The organism is bacterium (assembly GCA_016702305.1).
In the GTDB taxonomy this organism is placed as follows: domain Bacteria; phylum Electryoneota; class RPQS01; order RPQS01; family RPQS01; genus JABWCQ01.
In genome coordinates this window covers 495882-512198 of the sequence record JADJEH010000017.1, presented here as the reverse complement: position 1 = coordinate 512198, position 16317 = coordinate 495882, and the positions used below count along the sequence as shown (strand labels likewise).

Sequence of the window (16317 nt, the reverse complement as noted above, 5' to 3'; positions counted from 1 at the left end):
TTCGCTACCGATATTCCTTCAACCACTGCGCCAGTGTCAAGAGTCCGCGCAGCAGCAACGGATCCACGCCGTAGCCGCGCGTCACGTGCCGCCCGATTTTTTCCAACTGTGCGCGGTTCAACACCGGCATCGCACGCAGCGCGTCGAGCGCGCTCAACACGTCGGCGCGATGCTTCCGGCGCAGCAATTCGCGCGGATGCGCGTAGTTGGCGCGCGGTGAATGAAACAGGTGCCAGCCGAAGCGGTTTCCCAGCTTTTCATCCAACGCGCGCAACAGTCCGCGCCGCACGCGTGTCAATGCCAGCGCCGGCGAACGCCGCACGTGCAGCGGAAAACCGTGATTGCGCGTAGTGGGAAAGTTGTAGAACTCGGGAAAGCCCGTTTCGAGCGCGGCAAAATATGCGTGTTGCCCGCGGCGCAATTCAGTCGGTAGAGCAAAGGCCAGATCAAGCACCGGGTTCGCGATAAACGGCATCGCGTAAAACGCTTTGGCCCGTGCGGGTGTTACGGCGAACATTGTGCGGTTGACGCTGTGCTGCCCAAAATACCAATAGTCGTAGCGCTCCATCATCGTGCGCCCGGGGATCGCGCGGAAGATGTCTTTGACCTTCAGCGGGTCGTGTTCGTTTGAGTCGCACAGCGCGTTGACAATCTCTTCGCTGACATACGTACCGCCTTTCCAGAACGTCTTCGCCAGCTCATTCTCGCGTCCCGCCGCCGCTTCGAGTATGCTCAACTTGCCTTCCTTGGAACCGAACACGGGGTCGCCGACGAATCCGCTCAGAGCAATCGTATTGTCTGGCAGCGCTTCGCCGAATGCGCGCACCGGGTAGTCCGGCACCGTCCAATATACGCCCTCGGCCACGGCGAAATTGTCGTCAAGTATCGGCGCAATCGAGCGCTCGTCTAACGGCAAGGTGACATTCTTCACGCCGCACTGTCTGGCGAGCGCCGAACCGATGCGCACGTCGAGCGAATGACTGCTGCCGAATGTCATCGTGTGAATCGCCTCCGCGGGCACCGCTGTCAGTGCGCATGCCAGCAGAAAGCGTGAGTCAATGCCGCCTGACAGAGGAATCCACACCTGTTCGAGTCCGCCGATTTGCCGCTTCACTTCGTCGCGCAGCAGTTCGGCGATCTGGTGCGGTGCGTCGGCGCTGATCGTTGTTGCACGCCGTTCAACGGGAATGGCCGCGCGCTGCCTGACGGTCGCAGTGCCGTGCTCGATCTCGAGCTGCTGGCCCGTCGCTAAACTTAACACGCCGGTCAGCGGCGTGTACGGCTCGGGAATGTAGCCCATGCGCAACAGATACGGCACCGCGCGTAGTTCGAGCGCAGGTTTCACGGCGCTCACGCGATAAAGCCACCGCAGCGAATTGGCGATTAGCCAGCCGTCTTCCGTCTGCCGATAGAACCAGCGCTGCGCATTGAACACGTCCGACGCGATCTTCAGTGTGCCGCTCGCTTTGTCAAACTCAAGCGCAATGAAACCGCCGTCCGGCTCGCGCGCGCCCGCGAAGGGCGGCACATCGGGCAGCGTGTTATGTGCGTGTCCGACGATGCGTCCGGCCACAAAACGAAAACGATCCGCTCCATCCGCTTCGAGAACGTGCGGATAGAACGGACCGTTGTGGTCGTCGCGCTCGATGACCAGATTCCACGTGGCGCCGCGCACGACGCGCGCCGCGTCCGCGGCTTCACCACGCTTCAGCGTGAAGGCAATCCACATCGAGGGTCTTAGAGCGTTTTTTCCAAGGCCGCCATGAACCGCGTCATCTGCTCACGGTCGCCCAGCGTAATGCGCAAATAGCCTTCCATGCCCGGCAGGTGGCTCATTGAACGCACGAACGCATTCTGTTCGACCAAGCCGTCCTGCACGCGCTTGGCATCGGGGAATTTCACCAAGACGAAATTCGCGGGTGAGGCACGGTAACCGAAGCCCAGCCGCGTCAGCCCGTCCTCGAGAATCTGCTCGCCGGCCCGGACGCGCTCGAGGATCTCCTTGAGGTAATCTTGATCGTCCAGCGCCGCAATCGCCGCCACCTGGCCGATCATGGAGACGTTCTTGCCGTTGCGAATCAAGTTTAGATTGGCGATATTGCCGGGGGAGCCAATCACGTAACCGATGCGCAGTCCGGCCAACCCGTAGGCCTTGGAGAACGTGCGGAACACGACCAAATTGGCCAGGTCCACTGCGCGCGGAATCACCGTCACCCCCGAGAACTCGGCGTACGCCTCATCCACGATGAACATTGTTTCGGGGAAGCGCTGCGCCGTCTCGACGATGTCACGCTCCGGCACAAGCCAACCCGTCGGATTATTGGGATTGGACAGGTAGACGAGACGCGGTTTGTGTTTTTCGACAAGCGCGGCCAGCTCGGCTCCCGTAAGCGTGTAGATGTCCTGCGGACCGTCGAGCACGACCTTGCACTGTGCTTCGAGCGCATAAATGCGGAAATTGTCATACGTCGGCGACACCATCAGCACCGTTTCGCCGGTCCGCGTGAAAATCCGCACCGCCGAATGCAGCGCTGAATCCGAACCGCAGTAGGTTTGCACGCACTCCTCAGCCACCTGCCAATGCTGCCCGAGTTTAATGCGCAAATCATGCGAGTTCGCATCGGGATACCAGTTCAGCGCGTTTGGATGTTCGAGGAACTTGCGCACGGCCGCCTGCACTTTCGAAGACGGCGGCAACGGGGACTCGTTCCAATCGAGTTTAAGCGGGCGGGATTCCGGCGGCAGGAACCACGCGACCTGATTGCTTGGTTTATACGGCTGAATCGTATCCAGCCGATTGACGGAAAATGCGTTCGGGTTCATCGGTATCGTATGAGCGAAGGTTGTTGACGGCTGAGCCAGCGATTGCGCAAGGAGCGCGCCGGTTTCAGCAGTCCGGTGTCTTTCAATAAATTGCGTACCACGTCTCGTGGCCGCGTGCTTGGCGTCACCTCACGATGCGCCGTCTGCAAGGCGGCGGCCTGCTCGGACAGACCAAGGGCGGCGTGTGTGGTAAATTCCGTCGGACTCAGGCGCGCCGCGAATTCAGTCACGCCGAAACCGATTTCATGCGGGCGATGCGCGTCGCTGCCCCCCGCGAAGTTTTTCTGCAGTTCGTTCGCCAGCGCCAGCGCCCGGGCGTTTTCCGCCGCGGTGCATTTGCGATTGTAGATCTCGATTAAGTCGGCCTGGGCGGCGATCCAAGCGCGATCGTCTTCCGAATGCTGCGCCGCTGCACCGAGCACGCCTGAATATTCGCGATACGGATGCGGCAGATAGATCAGGCCGCCCTGTGCACGAATCTCCGCTACCACGTCGCGCAGCGTAGAGCCGCGCAGAACGTCACTCAGAAACAGTCCGATGATGTGTGAGCCGTCCTCCAGCGTGCGTTCGCAGCCGTGGATCAAATGCAAATCCTCCGGCCAAATACTTTGGAGCGCTGCGCAGCCCTCGATTGTGTCATGATCCGTCAGGGCAATGCCCGTTAGTCCGCGGCGCCGAGTCATCTCGACCAGATCGCGGTAACGGGTCTTACAGTCATGCGAAGCGCAGGAGTGCGTATGCAGATCGTAGCGAAACACGGTGAATCAGCGGCCTTTCGGCGTTCGCAACCTCTTCAACTGAGTCAGTAACATACCAGTTTCTTCAGAGACAATCAAGTCAACCGCATCTTGTCCGACGACTTAAACACATCTTCCGGCACGAAGCCGCGCCGCCGCACGCTGCGCAACGCCGCCTTTTCCCTGTTGGGCAAGGCGATTGGGGCCGTGTTTTCCTACATCGTCATCAAATTGCTGCTCGATGTTTTGACCGTAGAACAGTACGGACTCTACTCGCTGCTGTTCATCGGAGTGATGGTCAATCTCTCGATGGTCTTTCAGCTTGGCGCACCCAATCTCTTGACGCGTTACATTCCCGAGCGCTTCAACCTGCACGATTGGCGCGGTGTACACACGATTTTCAAGACGGTAATGCGTGCGCAACTCCTGGTCGCGCTGGGCACGAGTGCGGTGGTTTTCTTCCTCGCGCCGCAGATCTCGCGCTGGATCAATTTCCCCGGCGACACGGACATCCTGCGCGTCTTCAGTCTTGCCGCGATACTCTATCTGCTGACCGAAGTCTATCATCTGGTCTTCAGCGCGGTCTTTCGTCAGCAGACGATCTTCAATGTCACGCTCGCCTACAACACCGTGCGGCTCTTACTGCTGGGCGGCGTGTATTTTCTCTACCGCGATTTCATGGCCGTCGTCATCGCCGAAGGTCTTGCGCTGCTCGGCTGCCTGATCTTCTACGCCCTCGCCTATCGCCGCACGAACGTATCCCCGTCGGAATCCGCCGCGCCCGCGCTTGACTGGCCGCGGATGAAGAGATTCGCGAGCCTGAGCTATCTCAATGAGATTGGCGTTTCGATTCTCTCTGTCGCCACGGATTTCTTTCTGGTCAGCGGGATGCTTGGCGGCATCGCCACGGGCTTTTACGGACTGGCCAACCGCATCAACGACCTCGCGCAAAAAGTGCTGCCGATGAAGATGCTTGGCCCGGTCGTGCAGCCGCTCTTTTTCAGCGAGTACGGCGCGAATAAGGAGAAAGCCGAGTTTGGCTTCCGCCTGCTGATCAAAGCCACGCTCTTCCCCACCGTTGCGGTCGCCGTTTGGCTGGCCGTGATGTCCAAGGAAGTGATCATTTACGTTTTCGATCCGCGCTATGCCGACGCCTGGATGCTCGTCGCGGTGATGGCGCTGTTTCTCCCGGCCGTCTCGCTGCGACAGCCGCTCGGGCTGATGATGCAAAACCACGAGCGGGTGGATATTCTTATCTACGCCAAGATCGCGGGCGTGTTGAAGATCATCGCAGGCGTGCTGCTCTTGCCGAAATACGGCTACAATGTCATGCCCTGGATTACGGGGCTGGCGATGGTGTTACAGAACAACATCGTCTATTACAACGTCAAGCGCATCGCCAATGCGCGCATGGATGTCTGGGGCAACATTCGCATCTGGCTGAATGCTGTCGCGGCCGGAGCCGTCATCTATTTACTGAAACCCTATCTGAACAGCCTGCTCGGCGTCATCGCCAGTGTGTTCATCTTCAGCGTGCTGTTCCTGCTGTTCTCACTGATCAATCGCGGCTTCTCAAAAGAAGAACGCGATTTCATCAACAGCAAACTGCCGAAGCCGCTCTGGAAATTCTGATGCTGCGCACGGGGGTTAGCGCGCTGGCTTCCGCGCCGTCGCCATCAACCTATGTTTGAGCCCGCAAAACAGCGGCGTCTCGCCCAAGAGTTCCATGCACAGCAAGAGAAAGAGCACCCACTTGGGCCGGTACATCGAGGGTACGCCCCAACGATAGATCTGAATATCCACAAAACCTGCCTCGCGCAGGTATTTTTTTAGCCGTCGCGCGGTGTTGATCTTGTACGGTGCGCGGAATGTCCCCTCACTCTGAATCTTAGCTGAGCGCTTCAGTCGCTCGCGCCACTTGATCGAGAGAAATTTGTTCGGGAACATGAACGGATTGAACACGGAGTTGGTGTTAATCAGAATCTTGCCGCCCGGCTTCAGCACGCGAAACGCCTCGTTGCAGCACTTGGCCGGATCGTCAATGTGCTCGTACACCGAATCGCTGTAGTACGCCGAAAAGTACTCCTCGCGAAAGGGCAGGTCTTCCAGGACGCCGATGGCCTTGAACTTAAGGCCTTCGTTTTTCAGAATATCATCCGGCAGCGGATCAATGCCCACGAGGTGGTGCATCTTGACTTCGCGGCGCGTCAAGTCGCTGCTTTCGCCGCAGCCCGCTTCCAGCACCGGCTCGTGTTCGAGTCCGTCGCCGAAGGCCTGCATGAATTCGTGATTGTAGTAGCGGTTCCGCGCCGCCAGCGTTTTCCAGTAGCCCTTGAACGGCCACGGCACGAGCGCCAACTGCTGCTCGTACGTCATCCGGAAAGCGCCTTTCGGCAGGGGGTTTTGCAGAGGTTCTGACATATTTCTAACGCCCCTTGGGCAACTCGGGGCAATTCAAGGACTTATGAAAGGACAACAATCGTTTCAACCATAACAATATCAACATGTTAGCGACGGGATATTCGCCGCCGTCTTGCTTAAGATAGCAGAATAACTCGCTTCTGCAACAAAAGTGCCGTTGCCTCTCGCGAACGGGAGAGGTATATTACAGCTAACAGCTTACGAGGTTTGCACCATGTTCCGCATCCCAATACTCCTCCTCCTTTCCTCCCTCGCCTTTGCCCGCGTCACGCCGCTTGAGGAATTTCAGAAGCCGCACTCGGTTTGGCAGCATGTGCCGCTTGAGCACCGCGCCTTCACGCCGCGCTTTGACGAATATCTGAATCAGCGGCTGAACAGCGACCACTCGGGTGAGATCCAGAATGAAGAGCAGGTGCTCATCAATCCCACCGATCCCGATAACATGGTGGCCGTGTGGCGCGACTTCCGCGAAGGCTATCGGCGCTGTGGTGTGGGCTATACGCTCGACGGCGGTACGACGTGGCACGATACGCTTTTCCCGCAGATGTATTACGCGTGGCAGAGCGATCCCACGCTGGCCGTGGATCACAACGGCGTCTTCACGGCCAACGTCATCTCGTTTGAAGAAGGCGGCAATACCGACAACGGCCTGCTCTCCGTGTCATCGTACGACGGCGGCGTGACGTGGCAGGACTCCGTGTGGGGGATGCTGACAACCGACGAATCGTCGTTTGAAGACAAGCAGATGTTTGCAATTGACAATTCGCCCGATTCGCCCTATCAGGGCACGCACTATCTGGCCTGGGCGCGCTTTTATCGCAACCCGGACACCGGCAACTACGACTCGACGCACATCAATCTCGTCTATAAGCGTCCCGGTGAAGCCTATGCGCCTCCGCAAATTATTTCTGACACGCGCTCCGTGCAATGGGCTAATGTCGCGACCGGTCCCAACGGTGAAGTCTATCTGACGTGGGGCAGCTACAGCAACGACGCGATCATGTTCTCGCGCTCATTAGACGGCGGCACGACCTGGACCGCCGAAGACGATCTCTTTCCGACGAGCTTCACCAGCGCCAACATCGAACCGGCGCTGCTGGTCTTTTCGTACATGGTCATGGCCGTGGACAATACGACCGGCCCGAACCGCGGCCGCATCTACGCGCTCTACACCAACGACAACGCGACGCACGATCACACCGAGGTCTTTTTCACGCGCAGCGACAATCACGGTGACACATGGACGACACCGGTTCTGATTGATGACGAAAACCGTGCCTATCCCGTAGATCAGTTTCACCCGTGGATTACCGTGGATGAAGCGGGCCGCGTCTGGTGCGCGTGGTACGACCGCCGCAACGATCCCAACAATTTGTTGATGGATGTCTATTTCACCGTCAGCGAAGACGGCGGTCAGACGTGGCGCGCCAACGAGCGCATCACCGAGGTTTCATGCAATCCCGGCGCCGGCACGCTCGATGCAGGCTTAATCGGCGAATACATCGGCTGGCATGCCTCCGCCGACAAAGCCGTCTGCGTCTGGACCGACACCAGATTAGGTGATCAGGACGCCTTCGTCGCGATCATTGATTCCGTCTTCGAGCCAAATGCCGCCGCTGATCCATTCAACATTCATCCTTCATCCTTCATCCTTTCCGCCGCCTTCCCGAATCCTTTCAACGGCAGCACCACGCTTAGCTACTCGCTCACGTCTCCCGCCGACGTGTCGTTAACCGTCTATAACACACTCGGTCAACAAGTGCTGAGATCGAATCTCGGCTATCGCGCGTCCGGTACACACACGCACGCGCTCGAACTGTCAGAGCCCAGCGGCGTCTATTTCGCCAAGCTCTCGGCTGGGAGTGAACAAGCGATGGCGAAATTGCTGTTGATGCGGTAGGTTCATCGCAAGATTTGAAGGTCAATATGAGAACTCTACTTCTGCTTCTTGTCATGGCAATTGCCGCTCCGTCACTTGCTCAACCCAATCTGTTAGACGGTCTGAAGAGGGAAGCTGTGATAACCTTCCAACGCACGACAATGGGAGGACAGGTTACCGTCCTCTTTTATGCTGATGGGCGCTTGAAGGTTCATTCATACCATGCCGATACGGTCACCGAAGGACGCTGCGATACAGCTAAAGTGTTGCGTATCGCCCGTTTGGCAAAAGCTATCAATTTTACGCAGAGTTACACACATCATGGAAGCATAGTTCCCGATGCTTGGGAGCATATAGGTTATGAGGTCAATGCTCCTGCCAATATCGCACCTGACAGTGCGGGAGCAGTCGGCTTGACTAGTTCTGATATCATTGATGAAATTCGAAAACTCTGCCGCTTTCCGGGTCAGAAACCCAAGAAATAGCGCACTTGTTAAGGCAGCGCATGATGTGCTGATTTTTATTCAACTATATGCAATACATCCTTCTCCTTTCTCTTCTCCTCCTCTCCGCCTGCGCTACGAACCGGCACGCGCCGCCGCCGCTGAATGAGAAGCTCGCGCCTGCGCTGCAGAACTATCTCGATTACAACAAGCTCGCACCGGCGGATTATGTGTTGAGCAAGTTCGCGGATCACGATGTTGTCATTCTCGGCGAGTTCCACCGCATCAAGCAGAACCTCGAGCTTTATCACGAGCTGATCCCCAAATGCTACATGAACGGCGTGCGCGTCTTCGCCACCGAGTTCGCGCGCCGCGAGGACCAGCCGCTGATTGACCGCTTGTTAAGCGGCGCTGCTTATGATGAAGCATTGGCAAGGGAAATCACCTTCAACCAGTTGCCGTTCTGGGGCTTTCAGGAATACGTTGATATTTTCAAAGTCGCGTGGCAATTCAATCAGACCTTGCCCGACAGCGCACCGAGATTTCGTATTGTCGGCGTGAACGACTCGCCCGATTGGAGCTTCATCCAAAAGGAGGAAGATCGCGACAACTCCGAGATCAAGCGCAAGGTCTGGCGCGGCGGCGGCGAGCACCTGTGGGCGCAAACGGTCGTGGATGCCACTTTGCGCGGAGACAAAGTGCTGGTCCATTGCGGTATTCACCACGGTTTTTCGAGCTACAAACAGCCCATCGTTATAGACGGCGAATTTGTGCGCTTCGAAACGGGCCGTATGGGCAACTTTCTTAAGAACACGCTCGGCGACCGCGTGATGACGATTTATCTGCACGCCATCTGGCCGCCGCGCGACGGCTACGGCGGAATTTTCGTCTATCCCGCGAACGGGCAAATTGACGCGCTATTCGCTAAACTCGGCCCATCGTACTATCCCGTCGGTTTCGATTTGAAAGACACGCCGTTCGGGCAACTTCCCGGCGAAACGTCTGTTTACGCGCAGGGCTACCCGGGCTTCACCTTGGCCGAATTTGCCGACGGCTACATCTTCCAATGCCCGATCGGTCAATACAAAGGCGTGACGCCGATTGAGAATTTTATCAACGGCACGAATTACGAAACGGCCAAACGCCAATCGCCCAACCCCAGCCTGCGCAAGATGACCATTGATGAACTGAACAAAGTCATCCAGCAAGACGCCAAAATGGTCTGGTGGCTGGGCAGATACGATTGATTCGGCATTCCCCCCGGTCCTCCGGGGGTTAGGGGGGGTCAAACAGTTGGGCCCAACAAGAAAGCCGAGGCAAACACCTCGGCTTCTGTTTCCGCGCCGGTAACTTTTTCGATTACGTCCCGTCTAAGCCAATAGGTGAGGTCCCGCAACCCAATCCGAGGTGCCCGATGAAACTTTTGACTTTGTTATGTTTACTGGCTTTGCTTGCCCAGGCGGAGGCGCAGTACTCGCCCAGGCTGTATGTCGTTCCGGAGGCGGAGACCAAGCTGCGCGCCGACCTCGCGAATGCCCCGGATGACATTAAGCGCAAGGAAATCGCGATCGTCGCACTGGAGAAATTCCCGGACGACGTGAGCATCGGCCGCATCGCGCAGGATGCGTTGACTCCGTTGCTTGACAACCCGGTCAAGTTCTTTTCAGATTTTGCCAACTCTCACAACAGCAATGCCGCTCACTATTTGTACGCTCGCGCCGCCAATGATGGAGCCATCTCGAATCGCGTCGCCGATCAGATTCTCGCCGGCAATCCCAATGACTACTGGGGATTGCGTCTCAAAGGCGTCGCCATTGGTGCGGGTGGCCCGGATTCTCTGCCGCGCGTGATTGAGCTCATGGAGCGCGCCATAAAATCCAATCCGGAGCGACCCGACACCTATCTCTACACGGGCTTCTATTACAAGCAGCTCGGACAAGACGACAAGGCCATCAAGGCCTTCGAGGCCGGCGCGGTTTGCGACCCTGCCGACAAGATCATCCGCGACTTTCGTCTGACGCACTATGCCACGCACAAGATGCCTGATGAGTATTTTGCGCTGGTGCCGCAAGCCTTGCCGACCGCACCGCTCGAACTGGATGTGACGCTTGCCAAGGACGGCAGCAAGCTCTCCAAAGATGTCTTCCGGGGCCACTACTCGGTCATCGAGTGCTGGACTTACCTTTGACAGACCTGCGTGCAGCGGTCGCTGCCTCTTATGAACCAATTGTCATACGAAAACAATCTTCCCTTTCCGCTCTATTGCTTCCACACCGGCGGTGAACTTGAAGGTGCGCGCGCGCTTCTCGACAGCACCGACGCCAACGGTCGCGAATGGAATCTCAACTTCGTCTGGAGCACGAGTCGTTTCTCCGAGCAATTCGGCGGCATCTCCGAGCACCCGCGCTATTACCTGATCAACCCCGAAGGCGAGCCTTGTGCGGTCTTCAACAATCATCCCGAGAACACTCTCGAGACTCTGGTCTGGCTGAAAGAGCAGGTCGAAGCGCGAAGACGCCCGTAAATGTAGGGGCGGATGGCAATCCGCCCGCCTTCGACAAATGTACTTAGGTCGAGCCTCCGGCTCGACCACAAGGAAGCCGAGGCTCATCACCTCGGCTTTTGCATCACGCGCCAGCGGCAATGGGTCCGGCGTCCACGCTGGTGCAACCTTTCCCCTCGACGCAGGTTCCTTCTCATGAACCCCCACTGTGGAGCCTCGATGAACGTGACCCCTTTTGAAGAGATTTACGACCGCCATTACGACGATGTCTGGCGCTATCTTCTGCACACTACAGGAGATACAGCGGCAGCGTTGGAGCTGACCGCCGAGACGATGAGCCGCGCCTGCCGGGCTTGGCCGCGCTTTCGGGAGCAGGTTCCGGCCAGGATCTGGCTGATTCGCATCGCCGTGAATGAGTGGCGGCGCGAACTCCGGCGGCGGCAGATCACTCGGGTCATCCCCTTTCCCAAGCACTGGTGGCGGGAAACCGGCGAAATTGAGTGCGACCACGGTGAAGTCGAAGCCGTAAATTTCCAAATCGAGCGCAACGAAGGCTATCAACTCTTACAAAAGGCGTTGCGCAAGCTGCCCGAGCGCTATCGCGCACCGTTGATCCTAAGGTACTTTGAGTATATGTCCATAGAGGAGACTGCCGCCATCCTCGGGCGGCCGGTCGGCACGGTGAAGTCCCTGATTCACCGTGGCATCGCACAACTTCGCGCGGATCAGGGCCTGCGCGAAGACTTCAGCGAATTCAGCATCGAGGCAGGTCAGGTAACCATGGAGAACCGTTAATGGAAAACTGGGAACAGAAGCTGAATCATGTTGATGCGCCCGACTCGTCGGTCCCGTCGCATCGTCAGGCCCTGCGCAACAAGTTGCATTCGACCAAGCCGCGTGCCCGCATGCGCGCATCCGTACTCGCCGCCACGCTCGTCTTTGTCGTGGGTTTGACGGGTTTGACCGTCGCCAATCCCAATTGGGTGAACGATGTCGTGCGCGTCGTCCGGCATGAGGCCTTCTTCACGTCCGCGGACGGCAAGCAGGAGTATCATATTCAGACGATGGAGATCGAAGGCCCGGCCGATTCCGTTGCCGCGCACATGCAGCGGATGGGAACCGAATGCGGCAATGGCGAGTGGACTTTTGATCCGGCCGATCCGGCCAATGCCGAATTGCTGAAGAAAGATGGCGCAAAGAAGATGGTGTTCGTCGAAGCCGATGTGACAGACAAAGGCGACGGCTCGGGCCCGATGGAAAAGACGATGGTTATTGAAAGCCGGGATGGCGGCAAGACTTTCACGGTGAATGGTGAGAAGACCATTACAGCCGAAGAACTAAAGGCAATGCATGCTGAGCACGGCCAGGTCGAACGCATCATTGAAGGCACGGATACCGAAGCGCCGACTTTCGAAGCAGCGCCGCAACTGGTCGGCAACTTCGAGCTAAAGCAGAACTACCCGAATCCGTTCAACCCCACGACGCAGATTCCGTTCGAGTTGAAGGAGGGCGCGGAAGTTTCGCTGAAGGTCTTCGATCTGACGGGCCGCGAAGTGGCCACACTCGTCAACGGTTATCAGTCCGCCGGTTCGCATACGGTCAGTTTCGACGGCTCAAACCTCGCCACCGGCACCTATCTCTATCTAATGAAGGTCGGCGACAACCAATTCAGCCGCACGATGATCCTGATGAAGTAGCCAGCGTGGACGCTGGACCATTGCGCTTGCGCGGCGGCTCGAAGGGGTCGCCGCGTTTTTTATGTAGGGGCGGATGCCAATCCGCCCGCGTTTGACGCGATACCGATAGCTCGAGCTTCCGGCTCGACAACAAAAAGCCGAGGTGATGAGCCTCGGCTTTCTTGTTGTCTCCTATAGGGTCGCTTACTCGCCTATGGCCCGGATACGATAGAAACGAATCTCCGCCGTGGCGTTTGCGTCCATGAATACGGTCGTGTCGGGCGGCGTTGGAACTCCGATTGAATCCCACACGGCACTGTTGAGGCTCGGTGCGCGGTAGATCACATAGCGTGCGATGCTGATGGAGTTCCCGGCTTCATCTTGCTCAACGGGGTTCCATTGCAGACGGATGGTGTTCGGGACATCCGCGCAGCGAATGACCAACTGTCCCGGCGGATTCGGTCGCACTTGGCAGGCACACGCGGACACATCATAGGTGCTTAAAGCCGTTCCTTCCGCGACAACGGCCTTGCAGCCGTCAACCGCGACACTCCACGACGTTCCCGGTCCATCATAAAAGCCAACCTCGAATGGTGCTGACGGCATTGAAATGTCAATCACCCGCAACCCTCCCGAACCGTCGGTGACGAAGGCAAAGTCATCCCAGACCTTCACGCTCAGCGCGGTCTGCGCGGTGTTCAGAGTAGCGGTCAGCGTCGGCACCGCGGGATTGGTGACGTTGATGACTTGCAGTCCGGCTGCTTCATCGGCAACATACGCGTAGTTTCCTGCCACCGCCACTCCATACGCGACGCCCGGCGTGTTGTAGGTTCCCGTCTGCGTTGGCGCGGCAGGATTGGTGACGTTGAATATCCTGAGTCCCCCGGTGCCGTCCGCCAAATAGACAAGATTCCCGACGATCACCACGTCAGAGGCTTCGCCCGCCGTGTCAAAGAATCCCGTTTGCGTCGGTGCGGCGGGATTGGTGATATTCAGAATTCTCAATCCGCGGTCCAAGTCGGCGACATACGCGTAACTCCCGGCCACGACGACGCCCCACGCGAAGCCGGGTGTGTTATAGGTCCCAGTCAGAACGGGTGCTGCCGGATTCGATATGTCAAGAATCTGAACGCCACTCGATCCATCGCCGGCGTACGCGTAGTTGCCGGCCACCGTCATACCCCACATCCAACCCGGCGTCACCACGGATCCGACTTCGACGGGCTGCGCGGGGTTCGCAAGATTGATAATCCGCAGCCCGTAGTCTCCCGCCGCCACATAGGCGAAGGAGTCGCGCACGCTCACGGCGTAGCATTCATTCCAAGTTGCCGTAAACCTGCTCAATCGGCTTACATTCAAACTGTCTGCTACGGACGGCGCCGCGAACAGCAGTAACTGTCCGACCACTGATAAATACAAGAAGATTCGCATGAATATACCCGGACATTATATAACCAAACTCGATGCACAAGAATTTACCCGTCTCCTCGCATAGAAGCAAATCTGACCCGGAATAACACATCGGCGCTCGGCGAAAAATGCGAAAAGCCGAGGCAACTGCCCCGGCTTTTTCGCGTCTCTGCAACAACTGGACGCCAATCGCTCCTATTCGGAATCTACGATACCTAAGCGATAAAGCACGTTGCCCGAACCTCCGACCCAACCATCACCCGTCGGTTCGATCAGGAGGGTGTTGAAGTAGTGTTCTGATCCAACGTTGTAGTAGACCCATGTATCGCCGCCGTCAATGCTGTGCAGCAGCCGCGAGTCACCGGTCGCCACCAGAAGTTCGAGTGCTGACCGCGAACGCACGGAGCTTAGCGCCGGAGCGTTGTCAAGGTCCAGGACTCGCCACGTTTCCCCGCGATCCTCAGACTTGACCACCTGGCCTTCCAAGGCCACAGCATAATATGTTTGCCCGTCTGCGGAGTGAACATCAACCAGTGTCGCAAAGAGATGAGAGTTCCTTACGGCCCACGTTTCACCACCGTCTTCGGAGATCGCAATGAATCCGTTGTTACCCACAGCGCAGGCGCGTTGGCTGTCGTGGAAGAACAGCCGATTCACGATAGCGGTGTCCATGCCTGCCACGGTGTCCCATGATGCGCCGGCGTTGGCCGTGTGCCACAACATATTGCTGGCGGCCATGGCCGTCATACTGTCAAATCCATGGATCGCGCGGACCTCAATCGTATTGACACTGGGGATCGAACTCCAAGTGACGCCGCCGTTCGTTGTGCGTCGAATCACGCCGTTGCCTCCGCATATCCAACCTACCTGCTGATCCACGAAATGCACGTCGTTGAGTCCCCGCGTTGTGCCGCTGTTTCGATCACTCCACTCACCGGTTGCGGCAAAGCGCTGATTGATGGACCCGCCTGAACCCACAGCGAACAGGTCAACTCCGTTGGTAGCAGTAGCGCGAACGGTGAATAGCGAAGCCGGACCATCAATGGTCCAGCCATAAGTCTGAAGTGTGAAAGAGGACGGGCTTTCGCCGTAGGCAAGCGGTGATCCGGTGGTTTGTATGCGAACGCGGCAATGACGTGTCAGTGGAGCGTCCCCGGTCCAGAAGAACTCGCCTTCATTGATCGTACTCTCTATGATGGTGAACGGCCACGTATCGCCATCATTCCGGCTGTAAAGGATTTTCACACTGCCCACGACGTTTGCCGATGTCCACGTGATGCGCAGAGGATGACCGCGCCACGCCGTGACCGTGGAGTCCGGGCCGGTCACCACAATGCTCGCTTCGTCTGACGGTTCCGTCGGTGAAGGGGAGTAGGTACACTCGCATGTTTTGTCACAGCCCCACGTAAGCAAGCCACAGTACAGGATGGCAATCATCAGTAGTCGGCGCATGAGTAGCGCCTTCGTTGCCCTTCGGATCTTGCTAGATGGGTTCATTTCGATCACCTTTTTCGATATAGTACGTGCTTTAATTTAGTGACCATTCACAACAGTTACAAGTTCTGCCGAATTGCCGGCTCTTTGCTCATGCCAACCTCTCCTGCAAACGCGCGACTCAACTGTCCAGACAAAATACGAGCAGCCGAGGCTTACCACCTCGGCTGCTTTCTGGTTCGCACGCTTACAGTCTGCTCAATTCAGATCAAACAACAGCCATTCCGCGCCGCCTGTTCCACCCGTAAACGCCAGCGTTGTTTCCCCCGACACCGCCGCGCCGTCGCCAGCGGCGAGCGTCAGCCCATTGAGCGTCAACATCCCTTTTGTGACCTGTACCCAGGCGTAGCGCTGCGGTGCAATCGCATACTCCAGCGACGTTCCCGTATCGAGTTTCCCTAAATGCAAACTCGCATCCTGATGCATCTGCATCGAGCCGTCCCGGCCGTCAGCGGAGACGATCAGGTTCAGCTTGTTTGCCGAGTCGCCATTCAGCGCTGGCCGCTGGTCGTAGCCCGGCGTGTGTCCGCGCTTGTCCGGGAAAATCCAAATCTGGTAGAGGTGCGTCCGCGAGTCCGAGTCGTTCTTCTCAGCATGCAGGATACCTGTTCCGGCGTGCATCATCTGAAACTCTCCGGCCCGGATCGCCCCCTTGTTGCCGAGGCTGTCCTGATGCGTCAGCTCGCCCTCCATGACATAGGTGATAATCTCCATATTATCATGCGGATGCATTCCAAACCCCGCTCTCGGTCCGACTTTGTCGTCGTTGATGACCCGTAGGCTGCGGAAGTGTACACGCTCGGGGTCCCGGTAGTCGGCGAAACTGAAAGTAAAGTAAGTCTCTAACCAGCCGTGGTTTGCGTATCCCCGGTCGCCTGCCTTGCGTACTTTGATCATGGCTCCCACTCCCAATTTTCGTTTTGCTTCAATA

At 57.6% G+C, this 16317-nt stretch carries 15 protein-coding genes; 8 read left to right on the top strand and 7 right to left on the bottom strand.

From position 1 onward, the window contains the following. Positions 1-4: 4 nt before the first annotated feature. From IPH10_13485 to IPH10_13475, 3 genes are read right to left on the bottom strand one after another with little or no spacing between them, the layout of a single operon-like run. Entirely contained in the window at positions 5-1729 is a 1725-nt protein-coding gene (locus IPH10_13485) for a hypothetical protein (protein ID MBK6911917.1), read from the bottom strand. 8 nt (positions 1730-1737) lie between these two features. Further along, the gene (locus IPH10_13480; GenBank protein ID MBK6911916.1) at positions 1738-2823 is read right to left on the bottom strand and encodes a histidinol-phosphate aminotransferase family protein; all 1086 of its coding nucleotides are present in this window, start codon (positions 2821-2823) and stop codon (positions 1738-1740) included. Then, on the bottom strand, positions 2820-3581 hold the full coding sequence (locus IPH10_13475) for a PHP domain-containing protein (protein MBK6911915.1): 762 nt from the start codon (positions 3579-3581) through the stop codon (positions 2820-2822). The genes IPH10_13480 and IPH10_13475 overlap by 4 nt, the downstream gene beginning before the upstream one ends. Positions 3582-3671: 90 nt before the next feature. On the opposite strand from IPH10_13475, the gene IPH10_13470 reads away from it, so the two are divergent. Continuing rightward, positions 3672-5192 (top strand): polysaccharide biosynthesis protein, encoded by a 1521-nt coding sequence (locus IPH10_13470; protein ID MBK6911914.1) that lies wholly within the window; start codon positions 3672-3674, stop codon positions 5190-5192. Positions 5193-5207: 15 nt separating this feature from the next. Here IPH10_13470 and IPH10_13465 read toward each other — a convergent pair whose 3' ends face one another. Beyond that, positions 5208-5981 (bottom strand): methyltransferase domain-containing protein, encoded by a 774-nt coding sequence (locus IPH10_13465; GenBank protein MBK6911913.1) that lies wholly within the window; start codon positions 5979-5981, stop codon positions 5208-5210. Positions 5982-6195: 214 nt separating this feature from the next. On the opposite strand from IPH10_13465, the gene IPH10_13460 reads away from it, so the two are divergent. The 7 genes from IPH10_13460 to IPH10_13430 all read left to right on the top strand — a co-directional run bounded on the left by IPH10_13460 (position 6196) and on the right by IPH10_13430 (position 12503). Beyond that, positions 6196-7881, top strand: coding sequence for a T9SS type A sorting domain-containing protein (locus IPH10_13460; GenBank protein ID MBK6911912.1), 1686 nt, complete (start codon positions 6196-6198; stop codon positions 7879-7881). Positions 7882-7907: 26 nt separating this feature from the next. Beyond that, on the top strand, positions 7908-8345 hold the full coding sequence (locus IPH10_13455; GenBank protein ID MBK6911911.1) for a hypothetical protein: 438 nt from the start codon (positions 7908-7910) through the stop codon (positions 8343-8345). A 47-nt stretch (positions 8346-8392) separates the two neighbouring features. Continuing rightward, positions 8393-9550 (top strand): ChaN family lipoprotein, encoded by a 1158-nt coding sequence (locus tag IPH10_13450; GenBank protein MBK6911910.1) that lies wholly within the window; start codon positions 8393-8395, stop codon positions 9548-9550. 167 nt (positions 9551-9717) lie between these two features. Beyond that, entirely contained in the window at positions 9718-10491 is a 774-nt protein-coding gene (locus IPH10_13445) for a hypothetical protein (protein MBK6911909.1), read from the top strand. Positions 10492-10521: 30 nt separating this feature from the next. Next, entirely contained in the window at positions 10522-10827 is a 306-nt protein-coding gene (locus IPH10_13440) for a hypothetical protein (protein MBK6911908.1), read from the top strand. Between the two features lie 198 nt (positions 10828-11025). Then, on the top strand, positions 11026-11601 hold the full coding sequence (locus tag IPH10_13435; GenBank protein ID MBK6911907.1) for a sigma-70 family RNA polymerase sigma factor: 576 nt from the start codon (positions 11026-11028) through the stop codon (positions 11599-11601). Beyond that, the gene (locus IPH10_13430) at positions 11601-12503 is read left to right on the top strand and encodes a T9SS type A sorting domain-containing protein (GenBank protein ID MBK6911906.1); all 903 of its coding nucleotides are present in this window, start codon (positions 11601-11603) and stop codon (positions 12501-12503) included. The genes IPH10_13435 and IPH10_13430 overlap by 1 nt, the downstream gene beginning before the upstream one ends. 183 nt (positions 12504-12686) lie before the next feature. Here IPH10_13430 and IPH10_13425 read toward each other — a convergent pair whose 3' ends face one another. From IPH10_13425 to IPH10_13415, 3 genes are all read right to left on the bottom strand, one after another. Then, positions 12687-13913 (bottom strand): hypothetical protein, encoded by a 1227-nt coding sequence (locus tag IPH10_13425; GenBank protein ID MBK6911905.1) that lies wholly within the window; start codon positions 13911-13913, stop codon positions 12687-12689. Positions 13914-14087: 174 nt separating this feature from the next. Beyond that, a complete protein-coding gene (locus tag IPH10_13420) occupies positions 14088-15344 on the bottom strand; it encodes a hypothetical protein (GenBank protein MBK6911904.1) in 1257 nt (418 codons plus the stop codon). A 240-nt stretch (positions 15345-15584) separates the two neighbouring features. Continuing rightward, entirely contained in the window at positions 15585-16283 is a 699-nt protein-coding gene (locus tag IPH10_13415) for a pirin family protein (protein MBK6911903.1), read from the bottom strand. Positions 16284-16317 lie beyond the last annotated feature (34 nt).